We start from the raw sequence: 25,482 nt of genomic DNA, 5'->3' as shown, positions 1-25,482 counted from the left end.
GCCGGTCCGTCAGCGGGCGGATGCGCTGTTCTTTTTTCGCCGGCCGGTGATGACCTGTCCGGCGATCACGATCAGTACGGCGATGGCGAACATGGCCGTACCGATGACATTGATCTGTACGGGGGTGCCGCGCTGTGCGGAGCCCCAGACGAACATCGGGAAGGTGACGGTGGAGCCCGAGGTGAAATTCGTGATGATGAAGTCGTCGAAGGAGAGCGCGAACGCGAGCAGCGCGCCCGCGGCTATTCCGGGTGCGGCGATCGGCAGGGTGACCCGCAGAAAGGTCTGCACGGGCCCCGCGTAGAGGTCGCGGGCGGCCTCCTCCAGCCGGGGGTCCATGGACAGGACCCGGGCCTTGACCGCCACCACGACGAAGCTGAGGCAGAACATGATGTGGGCGATGAGGACGGTGAGCGGGCCGAGTTCGGCGCCGAGGTTGAGGAAGAGGGTCAGCAGGGAGGCGGCCATGACCACCTCGGGCATGGCCATGGGCAGGAAGATCAGCGCGTTGACGGCGCCGCGCGCCCGGAAGCGGTAGCGGACCAGGGCGAAGGCGATCATCGTGCCGAGCGCGGTGGCGGCGAGGGTCGCCCAGAGGGCGAGCTGGAGCGAGAGCGCGAGCGAGCCGCACAGGTCGGGCACGCCGCACGGGTCCCGCCAGGCGTCGGTGGAGAATTCACGCCAGGTGTAATTGAATTTCCCGGCCGGCTTGTTGAAGGAGAACACCATCACGACGATGTTCGGCAGCACCAGATAGGCGAGGGTGCACAGTCCAGCGAGGACGACGACATTGCGTCTCAGCCAGGCCATCAGACCAGTTCCTCCGTTCCGGCCCGCCGGATGTAGATGGTGACCACGATCAGTACCACGGCCATCAGCAGGAAGGAGAGCGCGGCGGCGGTCGGATAGTCGAGCACCCGCAGGAATTGCGACTGGATGACGTTGCCGACCATTTTGGTGTCGGTGGAGCCGAGGAGTTCGGCGTTGATGTAGTCGCCGCTGGCCGGGATGAAGGTCAGCAGGGTGCCGGAGACGACGCCGGGCAGCGAGAGCGGGAAGGTCACCTTGCGGAAGACGGTGGCCGGGGCGGCGTACAGATCGCCGGCAGCCTCGTGGAGCCTCGGGTCGATCCGTTCCAGCGAGGTGTAGAGCGGCAGGATCATGAAGGGGAGGAAGTTGTAGGTGAGGCCGGTGACCACGGCGAGGGGGGTGGCGAGGACCCGGTCCCCCTCGGTCATGCCGAGCAGCGCGGTGAGGTGGAGGAAGCCGGTGGCGTCGAGGAACTCCACCACCGGTCCGCTGTCGGCGAGGATCGTCTTCCAGGCCAGGGTGCGGATGAGGAAGCTCGTGAAGAAGGGCGCGACGACGAGGACGAGCAGCAGGTTCCGCCAGCGGCCGGCCCGGAAGGCGATGAGGTACGCGAGCGGATAGCCGAGCAGCAGGCACAGGGCGGTCGCGGTGCCCGCGTACAGGACCGAGCGGACGAAGTGCGGCCAGTACTCGGCGAGGGCGTCCGTGTAGGTGGGGAAGTGCCAGGTGACCCGGTAGCCCTCCTCCAGGGAGCCGGTCTGGACGGAGGTCGACGCCTGGTAGACGAGGGGCAGCAGGAAGAAGACCAGCAGCCACAGGATGCCGGGCAGCAGCAGCCAGTACGGCACGAGGGCGCGGCGCAGCGGGGGCCGGTGGCGGCGCTCGGCCGGTGCGGGCGCGGGCGCGGATTCCCCGGGGGCCGGGGGCGCGGTGGTGGTGGTCACGCGCGCTCCCCGGTGGACGCCGCGGCATCGGGCTGTACGGGATCGGGCTGTACGGGATCGGGTTCTACGGCGTCGGGCTGTGTGCCGTCGAGGCCGAAGGCGTGTTCGGGGTCCCAGTGCAGGACGACGGGGGCACCGGGGGCCAGCCGGCTGTCGCGCCCGGTGTTCTGGACGTACACCTCCAGCGTTCCGCAGGCCGGGGTGGCGACGGCGTACTGGGTGGAGACGCCGAGGAAGCTGGCGGAGGTGATGGTTCCGGAGAAACGGTTCCGCCCGTCGGGGACCGTGCCCGCCACGGCGGCGTCGTCGGCGTGGACCAAGGAGACCTTCTCCGGGCGGATGCCGACGAGCAGCCGGCCGCCGGAGGAGGGCGTGGTGGCGCAGCGGTCCGCCGGCACCTTCAGCTCCGTGCCGCCCGCCGTGACGGTGACCGTGCCGCCGAAGACGCCCGTGACCGTGGCCGCGATGAGGTTCGACGTCCCGAGGAAGTTGGCGACGAACCCGGTGCGCGGCGTCTCGTACAGCTCGGTGGGCGCGCCCAGCTGTTCCACCCGGCCGCCGTTCATCACCGCGACGGTGTCGGCCATGGTCATGGCCTCCTCCTGGTCGTGGGTGACATGGATGAAGGTGATGCCGACCTCGGTCTGGATGCGCTTGAGCTCCAGCTGCATCCGGCGGCGCAGCTTGAGGTCGAGCGCGCCGAGGGGTTCGTCGAGGAGCAGCACCTGGGGGTGGTTGATCAGCGCGCGGGCGACGGCGACCCGCTGCTGCTGGCCGCCGGAGAGCTGGTGCGGGCGGCGGCCGGCGAACTCGCCGAGCTGGACGAGGTCCAGCATCTGTGCCACCTGCTTCTTCACGGAGGTCACACCCCGGCGGCGGAGGCCGAAGGCGACGTTCTCGAAGATCGTCAGATGGGGGAAGAGGGCGTAGCTCTGGAAGACGGTGTTGACGGGCCGCTTGTGCGGCGGAAGCCGGGTGACGTCGCGGTCGCCGAGGAGGACGGCGCCCGTGGTGGGGTCCTCCAGTCCGGCGATCATGCGCAGGGTGGTGGTCTTGCCGCAGCCGGAGGCCCCGAGGAGGGCGAAGAAGGCGCCCTGGGGGACGGTCAGGTCCAGGGGGTGCACGGCGGTGGAGGCGGAGTGGGGGTAGGTCTTGCTGATCCCCACGAGGCGGACATCGCCGCCCGCTGGTGTCTCGGTCATGGGTCGCGGTCCCAGTGGTAGCGGGTGAACGGAGGGTTCCGGGCGTGGAGGCCGGCCGGCGGCGCGCCCGGCGCCGAGGGGGCCGGTGCCGCTCGGGCGCCGGTGCGGGCCGTGTGGTCGGTACGGGCCGTGCGATCGGTACGGGCCGTGCCGCTCAGGCGCCGATGAGCTTGGCGAACTTCTCCTCGTACGCCTTCTCCTCCTCGCTCGTCAGCGAGCGGAAGGCGTGCGAGCGGGCGGCCATGGCCTTGTCCGGGACGATCAGCGCATTGCTCGCGAGGGCGGGGTCGATCCTGGCGAGTTCGGCGGCGACGCCGTCGACCGGGCAGACGTAGTTGATGTACGCGGCGAGCCGGGCCGCGACGGCGGGCTCGTAGTAGTAGTCGATCAGCCGGGTGGCGTTGGCGCGGCGCCGGGCCCCGGCGGGGATCAGCAGATTGTCGGTGGAGGTGAGATATCCGGCGGCGGGGATGGCGTACCGGATGTCCGGGTTGTCGGCCTGGAGCTGGATGACGTCACCGGCCCACGCGAGACAGGCCGCGAGGTCGCCCTTGCCGAGGTCGGAGGTGTAGTCGTTGCCGGTGAAGCGGCGGATCTGCTTCTTGTCGACGGCCTTCTGGAGGCGGGCCAGGGCGCTGTCGTAGTCGTCGTCGGTGAAGCGGGCGGGGTCCTTGCCGAGGTCGAGCAGGGCCATGCCGACGGTGTCGCGCATCTCGGTCAGCAGCCCGACCCGGCCCTTGAGGGAGCGGTCGTCGAGCAGTTGGGAGACGGAGTCGACCGTCTTCCCGCCGGTCGCCTTGATGTTGTAGGCGATGACGGTGGAGATCCCGGTCCAGGGGTAGGTGTAGGCCCGGCCGGGGTCCCAGTCGGGGGCGCGGAACTGCGCGGAGAGCCGGGCGTACGCGTTGGGCAGCAGCGCGGTGTCCAGTTTCTGCGCCCAGCCCAGGCTGATCATGCGGCCGGCCAGCCAGTCCGTGACGCAGATCAGATCGCGGCCGGTGCTCTGTCCTGCGGCCAGCTGTGGCCGGATCTTGCCGAAGAACTCGACGTTGTCGTTGATGTCCTCGGTGTACTTGACCTTGATCCCGGTCCGCCGGGTGAAGGCGGCGAGCGAGGGGCGGGACGTGTTGTCGTCGCCGACGTCCATGTATTCGGTCCAGTTGGAGAAGACGACGGTCCTCTCCTTCGCGGAGTGGTCGTCGGCGTTCTCTCCGCCGCCGTCCCGCCGGGCGGGCGGGATGCCGCAGCCGGCGAGGGCGGCGAGCGCGCCGAGGCCGAGCGCTCCGGCGCCCGAGGCGCGGAGCAGCGACCGCCGGGTGAGGGCGCCCCGGCCACCGGCGATGCTGCGCCGTATCGCCGCCGACTGGGCCTCGGACAGGCCGTCGGGCTCGTAGGGATCCATCACGCTGTGCCCTTTCGGGTCAGGCCCGCGCGGGCGGGACGGTCGGGGGTGGGGTCGTGCGGTGCATGGCTGTGCCGTGCGGGGTGGTGCGGTGGGGGGCGTACCAGCCGGTCGGCCCGGTGCCGGTACGGCGCCACAAGGATGCCGGGTCGGTTCCGGGGGGTGGTACCGGGGGTGGTTCCGGGCGGATTCCGGGGTGGGCGCCGGTGGGTTTGGGGCCCGGATCCCCGGTGGGAGCGGTCCGCCGGGGACCGGCCGGACGGCGGGGTCAGCCCCGCGGTCCGCCGAGAACCGTACCGTGCCAGCCCTTCGACGCCACGCCCGTATTGTCGAACATTACGTGCTTGACCTGCGTGTACTCCTCGAAGGAGTAGACCGACATGTCCTTGCCGAAGCCGGAGGCGCGCCAACCTCCGTGCGGCATCTCGCTGATGATGGGGATGTGGTCGTTGATCCAGACGCAGCCCGCCGCCAGCTCGCGGGTGGCGCGGTTGGCGCGGAAGACGTCCCGGGTCCAGGCGGAGGCGGCCAGTCCGTAGGGGGTGTCGTTGGCGAGCGCGATGCCCTCGTCGTCGGAGTCGAAGGGCAGGACGGCGAGGACCGGGCCGAAGATCTCGCACTGGACGGCCTCGCTGTCCTGGGGGGCGTCCGTGATCAGGGTGGGCGGCCAGTAGGCGCCCGCGCCGCCGGGGACCGTGCCCGGGGTGCGGACGGTGGCGTACGAGCGGGCGCGCTCCACCACGGCGGCGACCCGGTCGCGCTGGACCCGGGAGACGAGGGGGCCGAGGTCGGTGTCCGGGTCGAAGGGGTCGCCGGCGCGGACGGTCGCCATCAGATCGGCGATGCCCTCGGCCAGCCGCTCGTACAGGGGGCGCTGGACATAGACGCGGGTGGCAGCGGTGCAGTCCTGACCGGCGTTGATGAGCGAGCCGGCGACCGCGCCCCGCACGGCGGCCTCCACGTCGGCGTCGTCGAAGACCACGAAGGGGGCCTTGCCGCCGAGTTCCAGGTGGAGCCGCTTGACGGAAGCGCCTGCGAGCGCGGCGATCCGCTTGCCGACGGCGGTGGAGCCGGTGAAGGAGACCATGGCGACGTCCGGGTGGGCCACCAGGTGCTCGCCCGCCCGGCGGCCGGTGCCGGAGACGATGTTGACCACGCCGTCGGGGATGCCCGCCTCCTGTGCGGCCTCGGCGAACATCAGCGAGGTCAGCGGGGTGATCTCGGCGGGCTTGAGCACGATCGTGTTGCCTGCCGCGATCGCCGGGAGGATCTTCCAGGCGGCCATCTGGAGCGGATAGTTCCAGGGGGCGACGGAACCGATGACGCCGATGGGCCCGCGCCGGACGTACGAGGTGTGGTCCCCGCTGTACTCGCCGGCCGACTGGCCGGGCAGATGGCGGGCGGCGCCCGCGAAGAAGGCCGTGTTGTCGACGGTGCCGGGGACGTCGAACTCGCCGCTCAGCCTGATGGGCTTGCCGCACTGGAGGGTTTCGGTCCGGGCGAGGTCGCCGGAGCGGTCCGCGAGGACGGCGGCGAGCCGGTGCAGGGCGTCGGAGCGCTCGCCGGGGGTCGCGCCCGCCCAGGCCGGGAAGGCGGCGCGGGCCGCCGCGACGGCCGCGTCGACGTCGGCGGGGCCGGCCGCCGCGTACGTATGGACGGTCCTGCCGGTGGCGGGGTCCACGACGTCCTGCGTGGATCCGGCGGTGCCCGGCCGCAGCCGGCCGCCGATGAACTGCGCGCCCGCCGCGAAACGGTCCGGCACCTGGTAGCGGTTGCTCATGACGCTCTCCGTACTCCCGGCTCTCCGTGCTCCCGGCATCCCCGCTCGCAGGACCCCGGTCCGCACACCACCGGGGAACCTCCGCCGCCGGGCCGCGGCCCCGGACGCTCCTCCGATGGGTGCCGAGGTGTCGCCCCAGCGCGAATTGAGTGCCGATCCTGGCAGAGGGCCCCCTGGGCAACAAGTGATTCCGTTGTTGCCTTTTGGTCACGCGACGGAATCGGTGGACCTTCTGTCGGGTCTGCGGGCTCCGGACCGTACGGAGTGTCAGTGGCGGGTGCCAGACTTCTGGACATGAACGACGCGAGGGAACCGTTGTGCGTGGCAGAGCTGCTCCACCGGGCCGGCGCCGGTGAGCGGGTGAGGTATCTGCACTTCTGGGGGCACGCGCCGCGCCACGACGGGCGGATCGGCCCGAGCTGTCTGAGCCAGTGGTGGCCCTCGCCCTTCACGGTCGACGGGGTGGAGTACGCCACGGCCGAGCACTGGATGATGGCGGCCAAGGCCCGGCTGTTCGGTGATCCCCGGGCCGAGGCGCTGGCGCTGGCGGCGGGAAGCCCGGCCGAGGCCAAGCGGGCGGGCCGGCTGGTGCGCGGCTTCGACGAGGAGATATGGGCGCGCGAGCGGTTCGCCGTCGTGACCGCGGGCAGTGTGCACAAGTTCGGGCAGCACGAGGAGTTGCGGGAGTTCCTGCTGACGACCGGGGAGCGGGTGCTGGTGGAGGCCAGCCCGCGTGACCGGATCTGGGGCATCGGGCTGGCCGCGGGCGACGAGCGGGCCGAGGACCCGGCGCGCTGGCAGGGGCTCAATCTGCTGGGGTTCGCGCTGATGGCGGCCCGCGCGGAGCTGCGGCAGCGGGCCCAGGCGGGCTGACGTGAGCCGGCGAGGGTGCCGGGAGACCGGCGGGAGCCCGGCAGAGGCACGGCGGGCCCGCCGCCTACGATGAGGTGCGCGACGCCGGCAGCCGCCACCGACACTGACACCACTGACACCGTTCCGGAGGACCCGATGACCGATCTGCACACCTTTATCGCCGGCCTTCCCAAGGCCGAGTTGCATGTGCACCACGTCGGGTCCGCCTCCCCCCGTATCGTCGCCGAACTCGCCGCCCACCACCCCGACTCCAGGGTCCCCACCGACCCCGACGCGCTGGCGGACTACTTCACCTTCACCGACTTCGCGCACTTCATCGACGTCTATCTCTCGGTCGTGGACCTGATCCGCACCCCCGAGGACGTCCGGCTGCTCACCTTCGAGGTGGCCCGGGACATGGCCCGGCAGAACATCCGGTACGCGGAGCTGACCATCACCCCGTTCAGCTCCATCCGGCGCGGGATCGAGGACCGGGCCTTCATGGCGGCGATCGAGGACGCCCGCAAGGCGGCCGAGGCCGAGCTGGGGATCGTGCTGCGCTGGTGCTTCGACATCCCCGGCGAGGCGGGGCTCGAAGCCGCCGAGGAGACCACCCGGCTCGCGGTCGACCTGCGCCCCGAGGGCCTGGTCTCCTTCGGTCTCGGCGGCCCCGAGATCGGTGTGCCCCGGCCGCAGTTCAAGCCGTACTTCGACCGGGCCATCGCGGCGGGGCTGCGCTCGGTGCCGCACGCCGGGGAGACCACCGGGCCGCAGACCGTCTGGGACGCCCTGACCGAGCTGCGGGCCGAGCGCATCGGCCACGGCACCAGCTCCGCGCAGGACCCGGCGCTCCTCGCCCACCTCGCCGAGCGGCGGATCCCGCTGGAGGTCTGCCCCACCTCGAACATCGCCACCCGGGCCGTGCCCGACCTCGACCGGCACCCGATCCGGGAGATGGTCGCCGCCGGGGTCCTCGTCACGATCAACAGCGACGACCCGCCGATGTTCGGCACCGACCTCAACAACGAGTACGCGGTCGCCGCGCGCCTGCTCGACCTCGACGCGCGGGGCGTCGCCGGCCTCGCGAAGAACGCGGTGGAGGCGTCGTTCCTGGACCCGGCGGGCAAGGCCCGGATCAGCGCCGAGATCGACACGTACACCACCGCCTGGCTCACCCGCTGAGCGGCGCCGGGACCCCGGGGGAGAATGGGCCCATGCGTACCGTCACCGCCGTAGGACACCGGGGGGACCCGTACCTCGTCCGGGAGAACACGCTGCCCTCGCTGCGCTCGGCCGTCGGCAACGGGGCGGACGCCGTCGAGATCGACGTCCGCCTCACCCGGGACGGAGTCCCGGTGCTGCTCCACGACGCCACGCTGAAACGGCTCTGGGGCCATGACCGCCGGCTGGGCTCGCTGACCCGTGAGCAGGTGGCCCGGGTGACCGGCGGCGGGGTCCCCACCCTCGCCGAGGCGCTGGCCGTCCTCGCGGACCTGGGCGGCCCCCGGGTCATGATCGATCTGCCGGGCGCCGACGCGGAGACGGTCCGTACGGTGGTGGGCGTGGTGCGGGAGGCGGGCGCCCAAGAGCGCGCGTACTACTGCGCCGGGCCGCGCACCATGCTCGCCGTGCGGGACGCCGACCCCGCCGCCGAGATCTCCCTGACCTGGACCTCGCTCGCCCCGCCGCGCCCGGTGCTGCTCCAGGCGCTCCGCCCGCGCACCCTGAACTACCGTTTCGGCCTGGTCGGCAGGGCCCTCGCGGACCGGGTGCACGGCGAGGGGCTGCTGGTCTCCGCATGGACGGCGGACACCCGGCGCTCCATGCGCGCCCTGGTCGCGGCGGGCGTCGACTCGATCACCACCAACCGGGTCGGCACCCTGCGCTCGGTCCTCCTGGCCACCGGCGCCACGCAGGACGCCCGGGCCGCCGGGGCCGCCGCCCAAGCCTCCGGAGCCGCCCGGGCCGCCGGCCACTGAGCCGAACTCCCCCGCCGTACGGCCTGCTTGATCCTTCCGGCATCATGGACGGCCGGGCCCGCACCCCGGCGAAGGAGCACAGCAGATGACCGACAGGATCCGTACCGACGTCGCCCACAACGCCAGGGTCTGGAACCACTGGCTGCACGGCAAGGACAACTACCCCGTCGACCGCAGGGTCGGGGACCACATCACCGGCCTCTACCCGAGCATCGGCGAGGTGGCCCGCGCCGACCGGGCGTTCCTGGGCCGGGTGGTGACCCGGCTCGCCGGCGAGCGGGGCATCCGCCAGTTCCTGGACATCGGCACGGGGCTGCCCACCGCCGAGAACACCCACGAGGTCGCCCAGCGGGTCGCGCCGGATTCCCGGGTGGTCTACGTCGACAACGACCCGATCGTGCTGGCGCACGCCCGCGCCCTGCTCAGCAGCGCGCCCGAGGGGCGTACGGAGTATCTGGACGCCGACGCCCACGACCCGGAGGGGATCCTGCGCGCGGTGGAGCCGACGCTCGACCTCGACCGCCCGGTCGCCGTGATCATGCTCGGCATCCTCAACTTCGTCCTGGACACCGGCAAGGCCCGCGCCATCACACGCACCCTGATGGACGCGGTCCCCCCGGGGAGCTTCCTGGTGGTGACCCACCCGACGCTGGAGCTGGGCGGCGAGGGCAACGAGGAAGCGATGGCCTTCTGGAACGAGAACGCCACCCCGCCGATCACCGCCCGCACCGGCGCGGAGATCACCTCGTTCCTGGACGGCCTGGAGATCCTGGACCCGGGCGTGGTGTCCTGCTCCCGGTGGCACCCGGACCCTGCCGGGGAGTTGCCCGCGCTGGTGGCGCAGTACGGCGCGGTGGGTATCAAGCCGTAGTTCCCCGTACCGGATGCGGTGAGGCGTACCGGATGCGGGTGAGGCGTACCCGGTACGGGCGAGGGGCGCGGGATGTCCTCCCGCGCCCCTCATCCGTACCACCGGGCCCCCGGTGACCGGGGATCCGTGTGATCAGCCGTCGAGCGAGGTCATGACGTGCTTGATCCGGGTGTAGTCGTCGAAGCCGTACGCCGACAGGTCCTTGCCGTAGCCGGACTTCTTGAAGCCGCCGTGCGGCATCTCGGCGACCAGCGGGATGTGGGTGTTGATCCACACGCAGCCAAAGTCCAGCGCCTTGGACATGCGCATGGCACGGGCGTGGTCCTTGGTCCAGACGGAGGACGCGAGGGCGTACTCGACGCCGTTGGCCCAGGTGAGGGCCTGGGCCTCGTCGGCGAAGGACTGGACGGTGATGACCGGGCCGAAGACCTCGTTCTGGATGATCTCGTCGTCCTGCTTCAGGCCGGAGACCACGGTGGGGGCGTAGAAGTAGCCCTTGTCGCCGACGCGGTGGCCACCCGCCTCGACCTTGGCGTGCGCCGGGAGCCGGTCGATGAAACCGGACACCTGGGCGAGCTGGTTGGCGTTGTTCAGCGGGCCGTAGAGCACGTCCGCGTCGTCCGGGGCGCCGGTCTTCGTCTCGGCGGCGGCCTTGGCCAGCGCCTCGACGAACGCGTCGTGGATGGACTCCTGCACCAGCACACGGGTGGCGGCCGTACAGTCCTGGCCGGCGTTGAAGTAGCCGGCGACCGCGATGTCCTCGACGGCCTTGGCGATGTCGGTGTCCTCGAAGACCACGACCGGCGCCTTGCCGCCCAGCTCCAGGTGGACCCGCTTGACGTCCTTGGCGGCGGAGGCCGCGACCTGCATGCCCGCGCGGACCGAGCCGGTGATGGACGCCATCGCGGGGGTCGGGTGCTCGACCATGGCACGGCCGGTCTCCCGGTCGCCGCAGATGACGTTGAAGACGCCCTTGGGCACCAGCGCGCCGATGATCTCGGCGAGGAGCACGGTGGAGGCGGGGGTGGTGTCGGAGGGCTTGAGCACCACGGTGTTGCCGGCGGCGAGCGCCGGGGCGAACTTCCACACCGCCATCATCATCGGGTAGTTCCACGGGGCGACCTGCGCGCAGACGCCCACCGGCTCCCGGCGGATGATCGAGGTGAAGCCCTCCATGTACTCACCGGCGGAGCGGCCCTCCAGCATCCGCGCGGCGCCCGCGAAGAAGCGGATCTGGTCCACCATCGGAGGGATCTCCTCGGTGCGGACCAGCTCCAGCGGCTTGCCGGTGTTCTGCGACTCGCAGGCGATCAGGTCCTCGGCGCGCTCCTCGACCGCGTCCGCGATCTTCAGCAGCACCCGCTGGCGCTCGGCCGGCGTGGTGTCGCGCCAGGCGGGGAAGGCGGCCTCGGCAGCGTCCATGGCGGCGTCGACGTCGGCCTGCCCGGAGAGCGGGGAAACGGCGTAGACCTCGCCGTCGGCCGGGTTGATGACGTCGATCGTCCGGCCGTCGGCGGCGTCCCGGAACTCCCCGTTGATGTAGTTGCGCAGACGACGCAGCTCGGTGGTCACTGTGCCACCCTCCTGTCCGAATCTCCGAATGTCCGATGGGTGAGACACCCACCCTAGACCCAGGAGTGACGCTTTCGACAGCCCTGACCCGCCCCTCCTTCGGATTCAGTGCTATTCATCGTGATCGACAACGAATTTCATCGCTCAGGACTTGCATGACAGACGAGTCCGGGTGCATGGTGAATTCGTGGCCAGTCGAAGCGCAGACTCCAGGAACGGGTCGGCCGGGAAAGCACAGTCCCCGGCGATCGATTCCGTCTCCCTCGCGATCATCGAGCAGCTCCAGGAGGACGGACGCCGTCCCTACGCCGCCATCGGCAAGGCCGTGGGCCTGTCGGAGGCGGCCGTGCGACAGCGGGTCCAGAAGCTGCTCGACCAGGGCGTGATGCAGATCGTCGCCGTCACCGACCCGCTCACCGTGGGATTCAGGCGGCAGGCGATGGTCGGCGTCCGGGTCGAGGGCGACCTCGACCCGGTGGCGGACGCGCTGACGGCCATGGCCGAGTGCGAGTACGTGGTCATGACCGCGGGCTCCTTCGACCTGATGGTGGAGGTCGTCTGCGAGGACGACGACCACCTGCTCGAAGTGATCAACAAGCGGATCCGCGCGCTCCCCGGTGTGCGGTCCACCGAGAGCTTCGTCTATCTCAAGCTCAAGAAGCAGACCTACATGTGGGGAACCCGATAGCCGTGAGCAAGGACCTCTCCAAAACCGCCTACGACCACCTGTGGATGCACTTCACCCGCATGTCGTCGTACGAGAACGCCCCCGTACCGACCATCGTCCGCGGCGAGGGCACCTACATCTGGGACGACAAGGGCAAGCGCTACCTCGACGGCCTCGCCGGCCTGTTCGTGGTGAACGCGGGTCACGGCCGCACCGAGCTGGCCGAGACCGCCTTCAAGCAGGCGCAGGAGCTGGCCTTCTTCCCGGTGTGGTCGTACGCCCACCCCAAGGCCGTCGAGCTGGCCGAGCGGCTGGCCGACGAGGCCCCCGGCGACCTCAACAAGGTCTTCTTCACCACCGGCGGCGGCGAGGCGGTCGAGACCGCCTGGAAGCTGGCCAAGCAGTACTTCAAGCTCCAGGGCAAGCCCACCAAGTACAAGGTCATCTCCCGCGCGGTCGCCTACCACGGCACCCCGCAGGGCGCCCTGTCCATCACCGGCCTGCCCGCCCTCAAGGCCCCCTTCGAGCCGCTGGTCCCCGGCGCGCACAAGGTGCCGAACACCAACATCTACCGCGCCCCGATCTTCGGCGACGACCCGGAGGCCTTCGGCCGCTGGGCCGCCGACCAGATCGAGCAGCAGATCCTCTTCGAGGGCCCCGACACCGTCGCCGCGGTCTTCCTGGAGCCCGTGCAGAACGCCGGCGGCTGCTTCCCGCCGCCGCCCGGCTACTTCCAGCGGGTCCGCGAGATCTGCGACCAGTACGACGTGCTGCTCGTCTCCGACGAGGTCATCTGCGCCTTCGGCCGCCTCGGCACCACCTTCGCCTGCGACAAGTTCGGCTACGTCCCGGACATGATCACCTGCGCCAAGGGCATGACCTCGGGCTACTCCCCGATCGGCGCGTGCATCGTCTCCGACCGGATCGCCGAGCCGTTCTACAAGGGCGACAACACCTTCCTGCACGGCTACACCTTCGGCGGCCACCCGGTCTCCGCCGCCGTCGGCGTCGCCAACCTCGACATCTTCCGGCGCGAGGGCCTCAACCAGCACGTCCTGGACAACGAGGGCGCCTTCCGGGCCACGCTGGAGAAGCTGTACGACCTGCCGATCGTCGGCGATGTCCGCGGCAACGGCTTCTTCTACGGCATCGAACTGGTGAAGGACAAGGCCACCAAGGAGTCCTTCGACGCGGAGGAGACCGAGCGGATCCTCTACGGCTTCCTCTCCAAGGCCCTCTTCGAGAACGGTCTGTACTGCCGGGCCGACGACCGCGGCGACCCGGTCATCCAGCTCGCGCCGCCGCTGATCGCCGACCAGTCCACGTTCGACGAGATCGAGCAGATCCTGCGGGCCGTCCTCACGGAGGCCTGGACCAAGCTCTGAGCGACTGCGGGGCCGGTCACCGAAACCGGCCCCGCCCCCCGGCCCGGGTACGCCCATCCGAGTGGATGGCGCGCACCCGGGCCGTGTGTTTCCCCGGACCCCGCACCCGGCTGCCTAGGGTCGGTCCGACGGACCCGCGCGCGAGTGGCCGACCGGAGCGCCGCGTGCGGGTGACCGACCGGACCGCCGCGTTCCCCATGTGCCGGACGGTACGGTGCCGCAGCGCAGAACCGAGGTGTACGCCATGGCCGCCCCGCCGGACGACGACGTCCTCCTGGCCCGCTCCCTGCACTGCTCGCGCGCGGGCGCACCCGTGCTCACCGATGTCTCGCTCGGGGTCCGCCCCGGCGAGGTGGTGGCCGTCCTCGGACCGCGCGGCAGCGGCAAGACGACGCTGCTGCGCACGCTCAGCGGCCAGCTCGTCCCCGACGGGGGCGAGGTCCACTACGACGGCTCCCCCGTGCACACCCTGAGCCCGCCCCGGCGCGAACGGCTGCGGCGCGAACACTTCGGCTGGATCGGCGCCGAACCCGCGCTCGTCCCCGAACTCACCGTCTGGGAGAACGCCGCCCTGCCCCTGCTGCTGCGCGGCGAAAGCGCCCGCCGGGCCAGACCCCGCGCCCTGGAGTGGCTGGAACGCCTGGACATCGACGGCGTCGCCGAACACCGGCCCGCCCGCCTCACCCCCTCCCAGCAGCAGCGCACCGCCCTCGCGCGCGCCCTCGCCGGCCCCCCGTCCCTGCTCTTCGCCGACGATCCGACGGCCCCCCTGCACGGCGCCGACGGGGCCCTGATGCTCCGTACCCTGCTCGCCGCCGTCCGCAGCCACGGCGTCACCACGGTGCTCGCCACCTGCGACCCCCGGATCGCCGCCCTCGCCGACCGCACGGTCGTCCTGCTCGACGGCCGTCGCGCCGACACCCCGGCCGCCACCGCAGCGGAAGGCGTGGCCGCGTGCTCGCTCTCCGTCTGACCCTCGGTACGGGTCCCCTCGCGCTGCTGCGCCGGCTGCTGGTCACCACCGCGTGCACGGGCGTCGGCCTGCTGCTGCTCTCCTCGCTCGGCTACGCGCTCGCCCACCCCGGCGAACCGGCCGCCGCCCTGCTCCGGCTGGCCTGGTGCGCCCTCCCGCTCGCGGCCGCCGCCCAGCTGGCGGTGGCGGTGGCCCGCACCGACCCGGCGACCCGCCCGCGCGACGGGCTGACCGCGTTCGGCCTCGGGCCCGCCCGGCTGGCGCTGCTCGCCGCCGTCTCCACCGCCCTCGCCGCGGCCCTCGGCAGCGCGCTGGCCCTGCCGCTCTTCCTGCGGCTGCGCGGCGAGCGGGCCCTGCCCCTGCTGGGCGGGGCGGCCGGAGCGGACATCCCGCTGCCCGCCGGGGCGGTGCTCCTGCTGCTCTGTCTGCCCCCGCTGGTCACCACGCTCGTCACCGCGTTCGCCCTGCGCCCGCGCGGCACGGAGCCCGGCCCTGTCCCCGGGTCCCCGCCGGGCGGCCTGCCCTGGGGCTGCGCGCTGGTCACGGCGGGTCTCGCGGCCTCCACCCTGACCTCCCTGACCGGCCAGGACGCGCCAGGCGACCGGGCCGGGATCCTCGTCGGCTGGGCGCTCACCGCCCTCGGGCTCGCCTGCGCGGGGCCCTCCCTCACCCGGTTCTGCGGACAGCTCCTCCAGTCCGCGCGCCCCGGGGCGGTCCGGCTGCTCGCGGGCCGTGTCCTGATGGCCGAGGCCCGCCGGATCGGGCGCCCGCTGGGTGTCGTGAGCGCGGTCGCGGCGGCCGGCGTCACCACCTGGTCGCTGTACGGCTCGCGGCCGCTCCCCTTCGGGCCGCTGACCGGGCTCGGCGCGGGGCTGGTCGTCGTCTGCACCACGGCCACCCTGCTGACGGCGGCCGTCGAGGCCCGTCAGGACCGGGCCGCGCTCACCGGCCGGCTGCGCGGCCTGGGCGCACCCGCCGCACCCCTGCGGCTGGCGGCCCTGCTGCGGGTGGCGGCGGTGCTGCTGGTCTTCGTCCCCGTCGTCTGGGCGGTGGGCACCCTGGCCGCCTCCCTCCCACCGCGCTGACCTGCGGATACGGTCCCGGGCGCGGCGGCATTACCTGCGAGGTCATCGACCGGCCCCCGACCGGCGGCGCATGATCGTCGCAGCCGGGCGGGACCGCCGCCCGGACGATCACGAGGGGGATCCATGAGCGACGCCGCCACCCGGAGCAAGGCCGCCACCACCGCGCTGACCCGCGCCACCGTCTCCCTCTTCCTGGAGCGGCTCGGGGGCGGCGACCCCGACCTGATCACCGAGCTCTTCGCGCCGGAGGTGGACTGGCTGATCGCCGAGAACCCGGCCGTCCCCTGGATCCGCCCCCGCCGCACCCGGTCGGACGTCGCCGCCCACTTCCGCGCGCTGGCGGCCGGCCGGCGGGCCGATCCGGACGGCACGGCGATCGAGGCCGTCGTCGTCGAGGGCGAGGAGGCCATGATCAGCGGTTTCCTCGCGGGCACGGTCCACAGCACGGGCAAGTACTTCCGTTCCCCGTTCGCCACCCGGCTGACCGTCAGGGGCGGACAGATCACCCGATTCCGGGTGTACGAGGACAGTCTCGCCGTCGCGGCGGCCTGCACCCCCTGAGGCCCGGGCCCCGCGCGAGGCGGGTCGGATCTCAGAGTGCGTCGGTCGCAGCGGGGTCAGTCCAGCACCACGACGTCCCCGGCGGCGAACACCACGCCCACCTCCGCGCCCTCCCGGGGGGCCTCGCCCAGCGACAGCTCCGCCTCCAGCGCCGGCCCCTCGGCCGGACGGAGCCGTACCGCCACATGGTCCCCCCGGAAGACGGCGGCCTCGGCGACGCAGCGCAGACCGGTCGCGGCCGGCCCGACCCGTATCCCACCGGGGCGGATCAGCAGCGTACGGGCGCCCTCCGGGGAACCGGCCGGCACCGGGACCCGGCCCCAGACGGTGTCGGCGACCGCCCCGGAGACCGTCGCCGGCACCACGTTGTCGAAACCGAGGAACCGCGCCACGAACGCGTCGGCGGGCCGCTGCCAGACCTCCAGCGGGGTCCCCGTCTGCGCGATCCTGCCGTCCCGCATCACCACCACCCGGTCGGCCAGGGTGAACGCCTCGCCCTGGTCGTGGGTGACGGCGAGCACCGTGGTGCCCAGCCGCCCGAAGAGCCCGCGCAACTCGACCACCAGCCGCTCCCGCAGCCCCCGGTCCAGCTGGCCCAGCGGCTCGTCCAGCATCAGCAGCCGGGGCTCCGGGGCGAGCGCCCGCGCCAGCGCCACCCGCTGCTGCTCACCGCCGGAGAGCGAGGCCACGGCCCGCCGCTCGGACCCCGGCAGCCCCACCAGGTCCAGCAGCCCCGCCGTCCGGCGCCGCCGCTCGGCACCGCCGACCCCGCGCATCCGCAGGCCGAAGGAGACATTGCCCCCGACATCGCGCTGGGGGAAGAGCTGATGGTCCTGGAACATCAGGCCCACGCCCCGGCGGTGCACCGGGACACCCGCCTGGTCCACCCCGGCCAGGGTCACCCGGCCGCCGTCCACCGGCTGCAACCCGGCGACCACCCGCAGCAGCGTGGACTTCCCGCTGCCGCTCGGCCCGAGCACGCACACCGTCTCGTGCTCGGCGACCGTGAGCGACACGGAGTCCAGGACGGCCCGCTCACCGAAGCGTACGGTCACCTGGTCCAGTGCCAGCAGTGCCATCAGAACTCCCCGGCCGTCGAGGAGCGGACCCGGGTCCGCTCCAGGAGGAACAGCGCCACCGCGCACACCACCATCAAAATCGTGCTCAGGGCCATCGCCTGCCCGTAGTTCAGTTCGCCGGGCCGGCTCAGCAGCCGGGCCACGGCAACCGGAAGCGTCGGCTGGTCGGGCCGGGCGAGGAAGACGGTCGCCCCGAACTCCCCCAGCGAGACCGCGAACGCGAACCCGGCCGCGATCAGCAGCGCCCGGCCGACCATCGGAAGGTCCACCTCCCGCCAGACCCGCAGCGGGGACGCGCCCAGCACGGCGGCCGCCTCCCGCAGCCGCCCGTCGATCGCCCGCAGCACCGGCAGCATGATCCGTACCACGAAGGGCACGCCGACCAGCGCCTGCGCCAGCGGCACCAGGATCCAGGACGACCGCAGGTCCAGCGGCGGCTCGTCCAGGGTGATCAGAAAGCCGAAGCCGACGGTGACCGCCGACACCCCCAGCGGCAGCATCAGCAGCGCGTCGAAGCCCCGGGTCAGCCGCCCGGCCCTGCGGGTGAGGGCGGCGGCGGCCAGCGAACCGATCACGAGGGCCACGGCCGTCGCGGCGAGCGCGTACTCCAGCGAGTTCCCCACCGCATCGATCGGCGGCACCAGGAACGCCCCGCCCGCCTCGTCCAGGGTGGCCAGGGAGCGGTAGTAGTCGAGCCCGTACCCCCCGGAGGTGCGAAACGAGCGCTCCACCAGCACCCCCAGCGGGGTCAGCAGCAGCACCACCAGGGTGGTGAGCACCCCGGTGAGCAGCGCCCACTGCCCGGCGCCGCGCGGCCGGCGGGCGGTCCGGGCCGGGTCCACCAGCCGCAGCGCGCCCTCCCGGCGCCGTACGGTCCGGGCGTGCACCAGCAGCACGGTGCCGACCGCCGCGAACTGCACCAGGGTCAGCACGGCGGCCGTCGACAGGTCGAGCAGTTGCGCGGTCTGCCGGTAGATCTCCACTTCCAGCGTGGCGTAGCCGGGGCCGCCGAGGATCTGGACCACGCCGAAGGAGGTGAAGGTGAAGAGGAAGACCATCAGCGCGGCGGCCGCCACGGCGGGTGCGAGCGCCGGCAGCGTCACCCGGCGCCAGGCGGCCAGGCGGCTCGCGCCCAGCATCCGGGCCGCTTCCTCCTGGCGGGGGTCGAGCTGGGCCCAGAGCCCGCCGACGGTCCGCACGACGACGGCGTAGTTGAAGAAGACATGGGCGAGCAGGATGGCCCAGACGGTGGTGTCGAGCCGTACGCCCCACAGCTCGTCCAGGAGCCCGCCACGCCCCAGCAGTGCCAGGAAGGCACTGCCGACGACCACCGTCGGCAGCACGAACGGCACGGTGATCACCGCGCGCAGCAGCTTCTTGCCGGGGAACGCGAACCGGGCCATGACATAGGCGCCGGGCAGGGCGATCAGCAGGGTGAGCACGGTGGAGGCGACGGCCTGCCAGGTGGTGAACCAGAGCACCCGCTGGAGGTCGTCGCGGCCCAGCACCTCGGCGAAGCGGCCGAACTGCCACCCGCCGTCCGCCTTCAGGCCCCGGCCGACGATCGCGGCGACGGGGTGGGCGAAGAAGACGGCGAAGAACGCGAGCGGCACGGCCATCAGGGCGAGCGGGCCCGCGTCGCGCCGCAGCGCACGGCCGGCCCGCGTGCGGAGCGGGACGGCCGGTGACGCGGCGGCGGCGGGGGCCGGTGCGGGCTCCGGTGCGGGGGCCGCTACTTCAGAACGGTCGAGGACCACGACTGGATCCACTGCTCCCGGTTCTTCGCGATCTTCTCGGGGGCCACGGTCGGCGGGGTGGCGATCTCGGCACCGAACTGCGTGAACACGCCGGGCAGCGCCGCGCCCTCCAGCACCGGGTTGACGAACATCTTCAGCGGCATGTCCTCCTGGAAGGCCTTCGAGACCAGGAAGTCCAGCAGGGCCTTGCCGCCCTCCTCGTTCTTCGCGCCCGTGAGCAGTCCGGCGAACTCGATCTGCCGGAAGCAGGTGCCGGTGGCGACGCCGGTGGGCGCCTGGGCCGGCTTCGGGTCGGCGTACAGGACCTCGACGGGCGGGCTGGAGGCGTAGCTGACGACGAGCGGCCGCTCGCCGTTGGCCTTCTGCCCGCCCGCCGAGCCGGAGAACTCCTCGTTGTACGCCTCGGACCAGCCGTCGACGACCTTGACGCCGTTCGCCTTGAGGTCCTTCCAGTAGTCCTGCCAGCCGTCGTCGCCGTAGCGGGCGACGGTGCCGAGGAGGAAGCCGAGGCCCGGTGAGGAGGTGGCCGCGTTCTCCACGACCAGCAGGTCCTTGTAGGCGGGCTCGACCAGGTCGTCGAAGGTGCGCGGCGGCGCCAGCTTCCGGTCGGCGAAGTACTTCTTGTCGTAGTTGACGCAGATGTCGCCGGTGTCGACGGGGGTGACGCGGTGCTCGCCGGCGTCGAGCTGGACCTCGTCGGACACCGCGTCCAGGCCCTTGGCCTCGTACGGGGTGAAGAGCCCGTTGTCGAGGGCGCGCGAGAGGAGGGTGTTGTCGACGCCGAAGAAGACGTCGCCCTGGGGGGAGCCCTTGGTCAGGATCTCCTTGTTCAGGGCCTCGCCCGCGTCACCGCTCTTGAGGATCTTCACGGTGTAGCCGCTGCTCCGCGTGAAGTCCTTGAGCACCTTCTCGGAGACGGCGAACGACTCGTGGGTGACGAGGGTGACGGTCTTCGACTTCGTACCGCCGGAGCCGCCCGAGCCGTCCGAGCCGCCGGAGTCACCGGACGACGAGCCTCCGCCGCAGGCCGCGAGCGTGCTGACGCCCAGGGCCGCCGCCAGCGCGGTGGCCGCCATCTTCTTGGTGTTCACGGTGATTCCTCCTGGTGCGGGTGCGGCCAGAAAGAGACGCGGCCCTGCCCTGCTCCTCCGGCGTCGGAGGACCAGGGCAGGGCGCAACAGCTTGAGTGAGACCGAACTTCCTACCCGGAATGACCCGGGCGAGGTTCAGAGGGTCTGCGGCCGTGTGTCGCCGCACTCTCAGCGCTGTGGCGCTCCCCTGTCGGATGTCTTACGCATGTCTATGAAAATGTCAGCAGCTGGACATCCCGCTGGATGTCCGGCCCCAGGGTACAAGGTCGCCCGCACCGGGCGGCGGGTGCCCCGGGAGCCGGCCACCCGGCGGTCGCCGCAGGTCGGCGCGGGGTCCGGGCTGGTCAGCGCTCGGCGGCGGCGAGCTGGCCGCAGGCCCCGTCGATCTCCTGCCCCCGGGTGTCCCGCACGGTCACGGGCACTCCGTGGGCGGCGATGGCCTCGACGAACGCCTTCTCGTCCTCGGGCCGGGACGCCGTCCACTTCGAGCCCGGAGTGGGGTTCAGCGGGATCAGATTGACATGGACCCGCTTGCCCTTGAGCAGCCGGCCGAGCAGGTCGCCCCGCCAGGCCTGGTCGTTGATGTCCCTGATCAGGGCGTACTCGATGGAGACCCGGCGGCCGGACTTCTCCGCGTACTCCCAGGCCGCGTCCAGGACCTCCCGCACCTTCCAGCGCGTGTTGACCGGGACGAGGGTGTCGCGCAGCTCGTCGTCGGGGGCGTGCAGCGAGACCGCGAGCCGGCACTTGAAGCCCTCGTCGGCGAAGCGGAGCATCGCGGGCACCAGGCCGACGGTGGAGACGGTGATCCCGCGCTGCGACAGGCCGAGGCCGTCGGGCTCCGGGTCGGTGAGCCGGCGGATGGCGCCGACGACCCGGTTGTAGTTGGCCAGGGGCTCGCCCATGCCCATGAAGACGATGTTCGACAGGCGGGCGGGGCCGCCGGGGACCTCTCCGTCGCGCAGGGCGCGCATGCCGTCGACGATCTGGTGGACGATCTCGGCGGTGGACAGATTGCGGTCGAGCCCGGCCTGTCCGGTGGCGCAGAACGGGCAGTTCATCCCGCAGCCCGCCTGGGACGAGATGCACATCGTCACCCGGTCCGGATAGCGCATCAGCACCGACTCGACCAGGGTGCCGTCGTGCAGGCGCCACAGCGTCTTGCGGGTGGTGTCGTCGTCGCAGGAGATATGGCGGACGACGGACATCAGGTCCGGCAGCAGCTCCGTGGCGAGCCGCTCCCGCGCGGCGGCCGGGATGTCGGTCCACTCCGCCGGGTCGTGGGCGTACCGGGCGAAGTAGTGCTGCGACAGCTGCTTGGCGCGGAACGGCTTCTCGCCGATCGCGGCCACGGCTTCCTTGCGCTCGGCGGGGGTGAGGTCGGCAAGGTGCCGCGGGGGCTTCTTGGCTCCCCGCGGCGCGACAAAGGTCAGTTCTCCGGGCTTGGGCATGGTCCTACCAGTGTCGCAGAGATACGACAAAGGGCTCGCCACCCTGTGGACAACGAGCCCTTCACCCAGAAAATGCCAGGTCAGCGAAGTGATCCGACCGAAGTCGAACCGATCCGACCGAAGTCGAACCGGCCCGACCGGAGGCGAGCCGGCCCGAGCCGGTTCAGCCCGAGCCGGTTCAGCCGGAGCCGACGAAGATCACCAGCAGCAGCCAGACCACCGGCGCCGTCGGCAGCAGCGAGTCCAGCCGGTCCATGATCCCGCCGTGACCGGGGAGCAGCGCCCCCATGTCCTTGATGCCGAGATCCCGCTTGATCATGGATTCACCCAGGTCGCCCAGGGTGGCGCTGACCGCGACCGCGAGGCCCAGCAGCAGCCCCTGCCACCAGCTGCCGCCGTCGATCAGGAACTCCATGAAGAGCGCGCCCGCGACCATCGCGAAGGCCACCGCGCCCAGCAGTCCCTCGCGGGTCTTGCCGGGGCTGATCCGGGGGGCGAGCGGCCGCCTGCCGAAGCGCCAGCCCACGGCGTACGCCCCGGTGTCGCTGATCACGGTGAGCGCCAGGAAGACCAGGACCCGCCACGCCCCGTCGTCCGCCGTGAGCATCAGCGCCACGAAGGTCGCGAGGAACGGGACGTAGAAGGCGGCGAAGACCCCGGCGGTGACGTCCTTCAGATACCCCTCGGGGGGGTCCGTCATCCGCCATACGAGGACGGCGAGGGCGGTCAGGGCCATGGCGACCCAGGCGCCCTCCGCGCCGCGTACGTACCCGGCCACGACCATCGCGGCGCCGCCCACGGCGAGCGGTACCAGCGGGGCCTTGATCTGCTTGCGCTCCTGGAGCCGGCTGGTCAGCTCCCAGAGCCCGACGACCACGGCGACCACGACGACGCCGACGAAGACGTCCTTGACGACGAAGAGCGAGGCGCCGATGACGGCGCCGAGCCCGACGCCGACTCCTATCGCCGCGCGCAGGTCACGGCCCGCCTTCTTCTTCTCGCGCGCGGCCCGGCCGGTGCGGGCGGCGGGTCCGGGCGCGCCCGCGGACGGGTGCGGCGGCACGGAACCGGGACCGCCGGGGCCGCCACCGGCCCCGCCGGGCCCGTTTCCGGGGCCGTGCCCCGGACCGGCGCCACCGGGCGGTCGCTCGTCGCGGAAAAGGGGGCCGCCGGGCGAGGCGGTCCCCCTCTCGCGCTGGTCACCGCCGCCGTGGCGGCCGGGGCCGCGATCGTCGGCGTCTCTACCTGCGTCGGGAAAGTCCGGCACGATGGGCATGGGCCGAGTCTGCTGTGCGTCATGCTCGTCGTACGCGGGACCCGCCGAGGCAGGTCCCAGGTCGGACGGTCGCCGGCCCCCGACATAGTCGGCCCTCGGCAGGGCCCCCCAGGAAGAGTCGTTCATCAGACTTCGAGCAGCTCGGCTTCCTTGTGCTTCAGCAGCTCGTCCACCTGCGCGACGTACTTCGCGGTGGTGTCGTCGAGCTCCTTCTCGGCGCGGCGGCCCTCGTCCTCGCCGACCTCGCCGTCCTTGACCAGCTTGTCGATGGCTTCCTTGGCCTTGCGGCGCACGGAGCGGATCGAGATCTTGGAGTCCTCGGCCTTGCCCTTGGCGACCTTGATGTAGTCGCGGCGGCGCTCCTCGGTCAGCTCGGGGAACGTCACCCGGATGATGTTGCCGTCGTTGCTCGGGTTGACCCCGAGGTCCGAGTCGCGGATCGCCTGCTCGATGTTGCGCAGGGCGCTCTTGTCGAACGGGGTCACCACGGCCATCCGCGGCTCCGGCACCGAGAAGGAGGCCAGCTGGTTGATCGGCGTCAGCGCGCCGTAGTAGTCGGCGACGATCTTGTTGAACATCGCCGGGTGCGCACGGCCGGTGCGGATCGCGGCGAAGTCCTCCTTGGCGACCACGACGGCCTTCTCCATCTTCTCCTCGGCTTCGAGGAGGGTCTCTTCGATCACCACTTGCTCCTGCGTGTCTTGAGTAGGCTGAAGTTCCCCCGGGCCGACGGCCGCGGGGGAATGCCACGGGCCGGGCGAAACTCTGTCGCGTCTTCCCTGCACGGTGTCCGACCGGCAGGACTTTGTCCATCCCCGCACGGCCGCACCGGGCGGCCGCCGGGGACTTCCCGGTGTCAGGCCCGGGTGCCCTCGTCGCTCACCAGGGTGCCGATCTTCTCACCCTTGACGGCCCGCGCGATATTGCCCTCGGCGAGAAGCTCGAAGACCAGGATCGGCAGGGCGTTGTCGCGGCAGAGGGTGATGGCGGTGGCGTCGGCGACCTTCAGGTTCCGGGCCAGTACCTCGCCGTACTCCAGCGCGTCGAACTTGACGGCGTCCGGGTTGGCCTTGGGGTCGGAGTCGTAGACCCCGTCGACGCCGTTCTTGCCCATCAGCAGGGCCTCGGCCTCGATCTCCAGGGCGCGCTGGGCCGCGGTGGTGTCGGTGGAGAAGTAGGGCATGCCCATGCCCGCGCCGAAGATCACGACGCGGCCCTTCTCCAGATGCCGCACGGCACGCAGCGGAATGTAGGGCTCCGCCACCTGGGCCATGGTGATCGCGGTCTGGACCCGGGAGTCGATGCCCTCCTTCTCCAGGAAGTCCTGGAGGGCGAGGCAGTTCATCACGGTGCCGAGCATGCCCATGTAGTCGGAGCGGGCCCGGTCCATGCCGCGTACCTGGAGTTCGGCGCCGCGGAAGAAGTTCCCGCCGCCGATGACGACGGCGATCTCGGCACCGTCCCGCACGACCGCGGCGATCTCGCGGGCGATGGCGTGGACGATGTCGGGGTCGACGCCGAGTCCGCCGCCGCCGGAGAACGCCTCACCCGAGAGCTTCAGCATGAAGCGCCCGGCCTTCTTCACGTCATGCTTCCCGTCGTGGTCGCTGTTGTCGCCGGCTGCCTTGTTGGCGTCCGCGCCCTTGTTCATGGAGATCTCCTCGTGCACATACGAAGAAGGCCATTGCCGTTCGGGTGCTGGTGTCCCTGTCGGCAATGGCCTCCTCGTCAGATCTGCGGTCGTCCGGCGCCTCGGTGTCGCGGTGCCGCTGGGCACCCGCGGCCGATGACAGCGTGAGAAACCCTAGCGGGCTCCCGGCTCGATCGCGTACTCGCCGTACTCGCTCAGGCGCCGACGCGGATGCGCGCGAAACGCTTCAGCTCGACACCGGCCTCGTCAAGAACCTTCTTGACGCTCTTCTTGTTGTCCTTCGCGAACGCCTGGTCAAGGAGGGTGACCTCCTTGAAGAAGCCGTTGACACGACCCTCGACGATCTTCGGCAGGGCGGCCTCGGGCTTGCCCTCCTCGCGCGAGGTGGCCTCGGCGACACGGCGCTCGTTCTCGACGACCTCGGCCGGGACGTCCTCACGGGTGAGGTAGGCCGGGGCGAAGGCGGCGATGTGCTGGGCGACGTCCTTGGCGACGACGGCGGCGTCGTCGCCACCCTTGTCCAGCTCGACCAGCACGCCGACCTGCGGGGGCAGGTCGGGCATGGTGCGGTGCAGGTAGACGCCGACGTAGCCGCCGGTGAACTGCGCGAAGCGGTCGAGGACGATCTTCTCGCCGAGGTTGGCGTTGGCCTCGTCGACGTACGCCTGGACGGTCTTGCCGGCCTCGATCTCGGAGGCGAGCAGCGCGGCCAGGTCGGCCGGCTTGGTGGCGGCGACGTGCGCGGCCAGCGTGTTCGCCACGGCGAGGAACTTCTCACCCTTGGCGACGAAGTCCGTCTCGCACTTCAGCTCCACCAGGACACCGGAGGTCTTGTCCTCGGAGATCAGCGCCACGACGGCGCCGTTCGTGGCGGAACGGCCCTCGCGCTTGGCGACGCCCTTCTGGCCCTTGACGCGCAGCAGCTCGACGGCCTTCTCGACGTTGCCCTCGGCCTCTTCCAGCGCCTTCTTGCAGTCCATCATGCCGGCGCCGGTCAGCTCGCGGAGCTTCTTGACGTCAGCGGCGGTGTAGTTCGCCATGTCCTTGAGTCTCTTCTCGAAAAAGTCGAAAGTCGAAGATCTGTCGCCGGTCGG

General features: G+C 71.8%; 22 protein-coding genes and 1 pseudogene. 9 read left to right on the top strand and 14 right to left on the bottom strand.

Going from position 1 to position 25,482, the window contains the following annotated elements; genetic code table 11:
- Positions 1-9 precede the first annotated feature (9 nt).
- From SYYSPA8_RS32430 to SYYSPA8_RS32410, 5 genes are all read right to left on the bottom strand, one after another.
- Positions 10-810: an ABC transporter permease gene (locus tag SYYSPA8_RS32430; RefSeq protein WP_323450983.1), complete on the bottom strand. Its 801-nt coding sequence runs from the start codon at positions 808-810 to the stop codon at positions 10-12.
- Complete coding sequence (locus SYYSPA8_RS32425) at positions 810-1,754, bottom strand: ABC transporter permease (protein ID WP_323450982.1); 945 nt, start codon at positions 1,752-1,754, stop codon at positions 810-812. Before SYYSPA8_RS32425 ends, SYYSPA8_RS32430 begins: the two co-directional genes overlap by 1 nt.
- Positions 1,751-2,956, bottom strand: a complete 1,206-nt coding sequence (locus SYYSPA8_RS32420) for an ABC transporter ATP-binding protein (protein ID WP_323450981.1) — start codon at positions 2,954-2,956, stop codon at positions 1,751-1,753. The genes SYYSPA8_RS32425 and SYYSPA8_RS32420 overlap by 4 nt, the downstream gene beginning before the upstream one ends.
- 154 nt (positions 2,957-3,110) lie before the next feature.
- Positions 3,111-4,358, bottom strand: a complete 1,248-nt coding sequence (locus SYYSPA8_RS32415) for a polyamine ABC transporter substrate-binding protein (protein WP_323450980.1) — start codon at positions 4,356-4,358, stop codon at positions 3,111-3,113.
- A 268-nt stretch (positions 4,359-4,626) separates the two neighbouring features.
- On the bottom strand, positions 4,627-6,138 hold the full coding sequence (locus SYYSPA8_RS32410) for a gamma-aminobutyraldehyde dehydrogenase (RefSeq protein WP_323450979.1): 1,512 nt from the start codon (positions 6,136-6,138) through the stop codon (positions 4,627-4,629).
- A gap of 294 nt (positions 6,139-6,432) precedes the next feature.
- Here SYYSPA8_RS32410 and SYYSPA8_RS32405 point away from each other — a divergent pair, with 294 nt between their 5' ends.
- The 4 genes from SYYSPA8_RS32405 (at position 6,433) to SYYSPA8_RS32390 (ending at position 9,840) form a co-directional block, all read left to right on the top strand.
- Positions 6,433-7,011 carry an NADAR family protein gene (locus tag SYYSPA8_RS32405; RefSeq protein WP_323450978.1) on the top strand — a complete coding sequence of 193 codons (579 nt, stop codon included), beginning with the start codon at positions 6,433-6,435 and terminating at the stop codon, positions 7,009-7,011.
- A 135-nt stretch (positions 7,012-7,146) separates the two neighbouring features.
- Positions 7,147-8,172: an adenosine deaminase gene (locus SYYSPA8_RS32400; protein WP_323450977.1), complete on the top strand. Its 1,026-nt coding sequence runs from the start codon at positions 7,147-7,149 to the stop codon at positions 8,170-8,172.
- 32 nt (positions 8,173-8,204) lie between these two features.
- The gene (locus tag SYYSPA8_RS32395; RefSeq protein ID WP_323450976.1) at positions 8,205-8,969 is read left to right on the top strand and encodes a glycerophosphodiester phosphodiesterase; all 765 of its coding nucleotides are present in this window, start codon (positions 8,205-8,207) and stop codon (positions 8,967-8,969) included.
- Between the two features lie 85 nt (positions 8,970-9,054).
- Complete coding sequence (locus SYYSPA8_RS32390; protein WP_323450975.1) at positions 9,055-9,840, top strand: SAM-dependent methyltransferase; 786 nt, start codon at positions 9,055-9,057, stop codon at positions 9,838-9,840.
- Between the two features lie 132 nt (positions 9,841-9,972).
- On the opposite strand, the gene SYYSPA8_RS32385 is transcribed toward SYYSPA8_RS32390, so the two are convergent.
- Positions 9,973-11,412, bottom strand: a complete 1,440-nt coding sequence (locus SYYSPA8_RS32385; protein ID WP_323450974.1) for a gamma-aminobutyraldehyde dehydrogenase — start codon at positions 11,410-11,412, stop codon at positions 9,973-9,975.
- Positions 11,413-11,584: 172 nt separating this feature from the next.
- Between SYYSPA8_RS32385 and SYYSPA8_RS32380 the strand changes: the two genes are divergently transcribed.
- From SYYSPA8_RS32380 to SYYSPA8_RS32360, 5 genes and pseudogenes are all read left to right on the top strand, one after another.
- Positions 11,585-12,100, top strand: coding sequence for an Lrp/AsnC family transcriptional regulator (locus SYYSPA8_RS32380; RefSeq protein WP_323450973.1), 516 nt, complete (start codon positions 11,585-11,587; stop codon positions 12,098-12,100).
- Entirely contained in the window at positions 12,085-13,464 is a 1,380-nt protein-coding gene (locus SYYSPA8_RS32375; RefSeq protein WP_323450972.1) for an aspartate aminotransferase family protein, read from the top strand. The genes SYYSPA8_RS32380 and SYYSPA8_RS32375 overlap by 16 nt, the downstream gene beginning before the upstream one ends.
- 328 nt (positions 13,465-13,792) lie before the next feature.
- Positions 13,793-14,437, top strand: a pseudogene (locus SYYSPA8_RS32370) (ABC transporter ATP-binding protein); the annotation flags it as partial.
- Positions 14,419-15,522 (top strand): hypothetical protein, encoded by a 1,104-nt coding sequence (locus SYYSPA8_RS32365; protein ID WP_323450971.1) that lies wholly within the window; start codon positions 14,419-14,421, stop codon positions 15,520-15,522. The pseudogene SYYSPA8_RS32370 and the gene SYYSPA8_RS32365, both read left to right, overlap by 19 nt.
- 123 nt (positions 15,523-15,645) lie before the next feature.
- Complete coding sequence (locus SYYSPA8_RS32360) at positions 15,646-16,083, top strand: nuclear transport factor 2 family protein (RefSeq protein ID WP_323450970.1); 438 nt, start codon at positions 15,646-15,648, stop codon at positions 16,081-16,083.
- 56 nt (positions 16,084-16,139) lie between these two features.
- Here SYYSPA8_RS32360 and SYYSPA8_RS32355 read toward each other — a convergent pair whose 3' ends face one another.
- The 8 genes from SYYSPA8_RS32355 to tsf form a co-directional block, all read right to left on the bottom strand.
- Positions 16,140-17,162: an ABC transporter ATP-binding protein gene (locus SYYSPA8_RS32355; protein ID WP_323450969.1), complete on the bottom strand. Its 1,023-nt coding sequence runs from the start codon at positions 17,160-17,162 to the stop codon at positions 16,140-16,142.
- Positions 17,162-18,781, bottom strand: a complete 1,620-nt coding sequence (locus tag SYYSPA8_RS32350) for an ABC transporter permease (protein WP_323451042.1) — start codon at positions 18,779-18,781, stop codon at positions 17,162-17,164. Before SYYSPA8_RS32350 ends, SYYSPA8_RS32355 begins: the two co-directional genes overlap by 1 nt.
- A gap of 113 nt (positions 18,782-18,894) precedes the next feature.
- Positions 18,895-19,995: a thiamine ABC transporter substrate-binding protein gene (locus SYYSPA8_RS32345; RefSeq protein WP_323451041.1), complete on the bottom strand. Its 1,101-nt coding sequence runs from the start codon at positions 19,993-19,995 to the stop codon at positions 18,895-18,897.
- 359 nt (positions 19,996-20,354) lie between these two features.
- Positions 20,355-21,461, bottom strand: a complete 1,107-nt coding sequence (gene rlmN / locus SYYSPA8_RS32340) for a 23S rRNA (adenine(2503)-C(2))-methyltransferase RlmN (protein WP_323450968.1) — start codon at positions 21,459-21,461, stop codon at positions 20,355-20,357.
- Between the two features lie 178 nt (positions 21,462-21,639).
- Entirely contained in the window at positions 21,640-22,863 is a 1,224-nt protein-coding gene (locus tag SYYSPA8_RS32335) for a phosphatidate cytidylyltransferase (RefSeq protein ID WP_323450967.1), read from the bottom strand.
- A complete protein-coding gene (gene frr, locus SYYSPA8_RS32330) occupies positions 22,863-23,420 on the bottom strand; it encodes a ribosome recycling factor (protein ID WP_323450966.1) in 558 nt (185 codons plus the stop codon). Before frr ends, SYYSPA8_RS32335 begins: the two co-directional genes overlap by 1 nt.
- A 173-nt stretch (positions 23,421-23,593) precedes the next feature.
- The gene (gene pyrH, locus SYYSPA8_RS32325) at positions 23,594-24,388 is read right to left on the bottom strand and encodes a UMP kinase (protein WP_323450965.1); all 795 of its coding nucleotides are present in this window, start codon (positions 24,386-24,388) and stop codon (positions 23,594-23,596) included.
- A 194-nt stretch (positions 24,389-24,582) separates the two neighbouring features.
- A complete protein-coding gene (tsf, locus tag SYYSPA8_RS32320; protein ID WP_323450964.1) occupies positions 24,583-25,428 on the bottom strand; it encodes a translation elongation factor Ts in 846 nt (281 codons plus the stop codon).
- Positions 25,429-25,482: the final 54 nt, after the last annotated feature.

The sequence above is a fragment of the Streptomyces yaizuensis genome (assembly GCF_034961445.1).
Lineage (GTDB): Bacteria > Actinomycetota > Actinomycetes > Streptomycetales > Streptomycetaceae > Streptomyces > Streptomyces yaizuensis.
Note: the sequence above shows the minus strand (reverse complement) of the source record. Positions and strands in the feature narration are given on the sequence as shown.

What these genes read in the sequence shown, in the direction of transcription:
- SYYSPA8_RS32430 (WP_323450983.1), bottom strand. Translation starts at nt 810, where the DNA reads ATGGCCTGGCTGAGACGCAATGTCGTCGTCCTCGCTGGACTGTGCACC.
- SYYSPA8_RS32420 (WP_323450981.1), bottom strand. Translation starts at nt 2,956, where the DNA reads ATGACCGAGACACCAGCGGGCGGCGATGTCCGCCTCGTGGGGATCAGC.
- SYYSPA8_RS32415 (WP_323450980.1), bottom strand. Translation starts at nt 4,358, where the DNA reads ATGGATCCCTACGAGCCCGACGGCCTGTCCGAGGCCCAGTCGGCGGCG.
- SYYSPA8_RS32410 (WP_323450979.1), bottom strand. Translation starts at nt 6,138, where the DNA reads ATGAGCAACCGCTACCAGGTGCCGGACCGTTTCGCGGCGGGCGCGCAG.
- SYYSPA8_RS32405 (WP_323450978.1), top strand. Translation starts at nt 6,433, where the DNA reads ATGAACGACGCGAGGGAACCGTTGTGCGTGGCAGAGCTGCTCCACCGG.
- SYYSPA8_RS32400 (WP_323450977.1), top strand. Translation starts at nt 7,147, where the DNA reads ATGACCGATCTGCACACCTTTATCGCCGGCCTTCCCAAGGCCGAGTTG.
- SYYSPA8_RS32395 (WP_323450976.1), top strand. Translation starts at nt 8,205, where the DNA reads ATGCGTACCGTCACCGCCGTAGGACACCGGGGGGACCCGTACCTCGTC.
- SYYSPA8_RS32390 (WP_323450975.1), top strand. Translation starts at nt 9,055, where the DNA reads ATGACCGACAGGATCCGTACCGACGTCGCCCACAACGCCAGGGTCTGG.
- SYYSPA8_RS32360 (WP_323450970.1), top strand. Translation starts at nt 15,646, where the DNA reads ATGAGCGACGCCGCCACCCGGAGCAAGGCCGCCACCACCGCGCTGACC.
- SYYSPA8_RS32355 (WP_323450969.1), bottom strand. Translation starts at nt 17,162, where the DNA reads ATGGCACTGCTGGCACTGGACCAGGTGACCGTACGCTTCGGTGAGCGG.
- SYYSPA8_RS32350 (WP_323451042.1), bottom strand. Translation starts at nt 18,781, where the DNA reads ATGGCCGTGCCGCTCGCGTTCTTCGCCGTCTTCTTCGCCCACCCCGTC.
- SYYSPA8_RS32345 (WP_323451041.1), bottom strand. Translation starts at nt 19,995, where the DNA reads ATGGCGGCCACCGCGCTGGCGGCGGCCCTGGGCGTCAGCACGCTCGCG.
- rlmN (WP_323450968.1), bottom strand. Translation starts at nt 21,461, where the DNA reads ATGCCCAAGCCCGGAGAACTGACCTTTGTCGCGCCGCGGGGAGCCAAG.
- SYYSPA8_RS32335 (WP_323450967.1), bottom strand. Translation starts at nt 22,863, where the DNA reads ATGAACGACTCTTCCTGGGGGGCCCTGCCGAGGGCCGACTATGTCGGG.
- pyrH (WP_323450965.1), bottom strand. Translation starts at nt 24,388, where the DNA reads ATGAACAAGGGCGCGGACGCCAACAAGGCAGCCGGCGACAACAGCGAC.
- tsf (WP_323450964.1), bottom strand. Translation starts at nt 25,428, where the DNA reads ATGGCGAACTACACCGCCGCTGACGTCAAGAAGCTCCGCGAGCTGACC.